Annotated in this window: 4 protein-coding genes; 3 read left to right on the plus strand and 1 reads right to left on the minus strand. The window is 75.9% G+C overall.

What is annotated here, in order from left to right; genetic code table 11:
• Nucleotides 1-122: 122 nt before the first annotated feature.
• Nucleotides 123-848, plus strand: a complete 726-nt coding sequence (locus tag MHY85_RS20610) for an ABC transporter permease (RefSeq protein ID WP_239200255.1) — start codon at nt 123-125, stop codon at nt 846-848.
• Nucleotides 849-926: 78 nt separating this feature from the next.
• On the opposite strand, the gene MHY85_RS20615 is transcribed toward MHY85_RS20610, so the two are convergent.
• Nucleotides 927-1,418: a MarR family winged helix-turn-helix transcriptional regulator gene (locus tag MHY85_RS20615; RefSeq protein ID WP_239200258.1), complete on the minus strand. Its 492-nt coding sequence runs from the start codon at nt 1,416-1,418 to the stop codon at nt 927-929.
• Nucleotides 1,419-1,524: 106 nt separating this feature from the next.
• Here MHY85_RS20615 and MHY85_RS20620 point away from each other — a divergent pair, with 106 nt between their 5' ends.
• Nucleotides 1,525-2,835 (plus strand): multidrug effflux MFS transporter, encoded by a 1,311-nt coding sequence (locus tag MHY85_RS20620; protein WP_239200261.1) that lies wholly within the window; start codon nt 1,525-1,527, stop codon nt 2,833-2,835.
• A gap of 230 nt (nt 2,836-3,065) precedes the next feature.
• Nucleotides 3,066-3,329 (plus strand): hypothetical protein (locus MHY85_RS20625; protein ID WP_374234247.1); only part of this gene is annotated, 264 nt, incomplete at its 3' end.

Genomic DNA, 3,329 nt, shown 5'->3' on the forward strand with positions numbered 1-3,329 from the left:
CGTGCAGCTCGAGCCCCGCGGCGAACGCCGCGTGCCCGATGAAGGACTCCCTGGTCTCCGAGTACCGGAAGATCGTCACCACGCGCACCTGGTGGGTGCTTTTGATCGTCATGATCGGGTACATGGCGTTCATGGGCGCCGCGATGGCGTTCGCCTTCACCTTCGACGGGGCCGACGTGTCCGGTGCGGACGGCGCCCCCGTCGTCCTGGACCCGAAGGCCGTCGTCACCGCGGTGTACACGCTGCCCGCGTCGTTCGGGTACGCGCTGCCGCTGCTCGTCGGCCTGCTGTCGGTGACCGCCGAGTTCCGGCACCGCACGCTGACCCCGACGCTGCTCGCGCAGCCGGACCGCAACCGGTTCGTCGTCGCGAAGCTCGCCGCGAGCGTCCCGATGGGCGTGCTGTACGGCGTCCTGGGGACGCTCGCGACCGTCGGGGCGGGCGCGCTCGCGTTCGCGTTCACCGACGCGCCGAACCTGCTGGGCGACGGCGCCGTGTGGGGCATCATCGCGCGGACCGCGCTGGCGCTCACCGTCTGGTGCGTCGTCGGCGTCGGGCTCGGGTTCGCGATGCCGAACCAGGTGGTCGCCATCGTCGTGGTGCTGGCGTTCACGCAGTTCGTCGAGCCGATCGCGCGGCTGGTGCTCGGCCTGAACGACGCCACCGCGGGGATCGGGCGGTTCCTGCCCGGCGCGGCCGGTGAGGCGATCAGCGGCGGCTCGTTCTACTCGGCGACCGGTGCGGGCGCCCTGCTCGGGCCGGCCGCGGGGGCCGCGGTGCTCGTGGCGTACGCGGTGGCGCTGGCGGCGCTGGGGCGGTTCACGACCCTGAAGCGCGACATCACCTGACGCCACCCCCTCGAGTGGACGATCTGGCCGGACACGCCCACGGCGTGTCCGGCCAGATCGTCCACTGCCGGGGTGCGCCTACGCCCCGCGCGCCCTGGTCTGGGCCGCGAGCCGCGCCAGGGGGCCCGCCGCCCGCCGCACCGCCGCCGCGTCCTGCGCGGGCAGCCCGGCGAGCGCGGCACCCAGCGTGCGGGCCCACCCCGCCTCGACGGGCTCCCGCCGCTCGCGCGCCAGCGGGGTCGGGTGCAACCGGGTCACCCGCCTGTCCCCGGCGTCGGTCGCCCGCTCGACCAGCCCGCGCGCGACCAGCCCGCGCACCGCAGCGCTGACGTTGCTCTGCCGCAGCTCGAGCGCCGCGGCCGCGCCGCCGACGCTGGTCCCGGGGTGCGCGTCGACGTAGCGCATCACCTCGAACTCGGTCGGCGGCAGCCGCGCCGGTCCCCCGGGCTGCGCGCCCTGCGCCTGGCGCACCGCGCGCGACAGGTCGTGCAGCGCGACGGCCAGCAGCCGCAGGTCGTCGGGCCCGGCGTCGTCGGGCCCGGCGTCGTCGGCGGGCGTGGTTCCGGTCACGCCGGGAGGGTAGCAGCGCGGGTATGGGTCGACATATATGACTTCATAGATAAGATGCTCCGGTCCGCGGCCCCGCCGCCCTCCTCCGTGCTGGAGCACTCCCCTCATGACCGCCGCCCCGGGCACCGCCGTGCCCGCCGCCACGCCGCACACGCCCACCGCCGCGCCCGCCGCCGGCCCCGCCGGCCCGCCGGGCCGCGCGCTGCCGCTCGCCACCACCGTCGTGCTCGCGCTCCTCACCGCGATCGCGCCGCTCGCTACCGACATGTACCTGCCGGCCTTCCCGCGGATGGCCGTCGACCTCGGCACCAGCGCGACCGCGGTGCAGCTCTCGCTCACGACCTTCATGGTCGGCCTGGCCCTCGGGCAGCTCGTGATCGGCCCGCTGTCCGACCAGCGCGGCCGGCGCGGGCTGCTGGTCGCGGGCAGTGCGCTGTGCGCCGTCGCCGGCCTGGCCTGCGCCCTCGCGCCGTCGATCGCGTTCCTCGTCGTCGCGCGGTTCGTCCAGGGCTTCGCCGGCGCGGCGGGCGTGGTGCTCAGCCGCGCCGTCGTCGCCGACCGGGCGCGGGGCACCGCCGCGGCCAAGCTGTTCGGGATCATGATGCTGATCCAGGGCGTCGCCCCGGTGCTCGCCCCGCTGCTCGGCGGCACGCTGGTGACCGCCGTCGGCTGGCGCGGGGTGTTCGGCATCCTCGCCGGCGTCAGCGCGCTCATGCTCGTCGGGGTCCTCGCCCTGGTGCCGGAGACCCGGCCCCGCGCGGCGCGCACCCGGGGCGGGCTCACCGCCACCCTCCGGGACGCCCGCACCGTGCTCGGCAACCGCCGCTACCTCGGCTGGACCGGCGCGCTCGTGCTCGGCTTCGCCGCGATGTTCGCCTACATCTCGGCGTCGCCGTTCGTGCTCCAGAACGTGCTGGGCCTGTCGGTCGGCGCCTACTCGGTGGCGTTCGCCGCCAACGCGCTGGGGCTCGGCGTCGTCGCCGGGCTCGGCACGAAGCTCGTCGACCGGTTCGCCCCGGAGCGGCTGCTCGCCGTCGGGGTGACGGCGGTCGCGGTGCTGACGGTCCTGCTGCTGCTGGACGTCGTGCTGCTCGACCTGCCCCGGTGGCCGACCCTGGTGCTGCTCTTCGGGACCGTGAGCTCGCTCGGGCTGGTGTTCGGCAACGCGACGACGCTCGCGACGGACGAGGTCACGCACGCCGCCGGGACCGGGTCCGCGGTCATGGGCGCGCTGCAGTTCGGCGTGGGGGCCGCCGTCTCGCCGCTCGTCGGCCTCGCGGGCGAGCGCACCGCGCTGCCGATGGCGGTGACGATGCTGGTGCTGGCGGTCGGCGCCGTGCTCGCGGCCCGGTACGCGGCGACCGCCCCGGCGCGGCCCGCCGCCGGGGTCGCCGGGGTGGTCGCAGCCGATGCATGACCGAGTTGACACGTCCTCGACCCCGCGCAGACCCGCAGATGGGGAGCCTGACACCCCCGCCGGACCCGTCGTGTGACAAGCGTGTGAACCGTCCGCGCGCCGCGCCCCCCGAGGGGAGATGACGCCCGGTCAGGACGTAGGGTGGTCCACGAACGAATCCGGCGATGACGCGGTCCGTGACCGCGGAGGAAGTGGGCGATCCTCGCGTGTCCCAGCATGCGGAGCCAGACGTGAACCGTGCCGATTTCGGCGCGAACACGTGGCTGGTGGACGAGCTGTACGAGCAGTACCTCCAGGACAAGACCGCGGTCGACCCGGCGTGGTGGGACTTCTTCGAGGGCTACAAGCCCTCGGCGCCCGCCTCGACGACGTCCGGCGCGGTCGCGGACGGCGGCGGCGCGGGGAGCACCGGGGGGAACGGCGTGGTCGACGCCGCGCCCGCCGGCACCGCGGGCGCCCCGGCTGCCGCGGCCCCGGAGCCCGCGGTGCCGGCG

Source organism: Cellulomonas sp. ACRRI (genome assembly GCF_022346185.1).
In the GTDB taxonomy this organism is placed as follows: Bacteria; Actinomycetota; Actinomycetes; order Actinomycetales; family Cellulomonadaceae; genus Cellulomonas.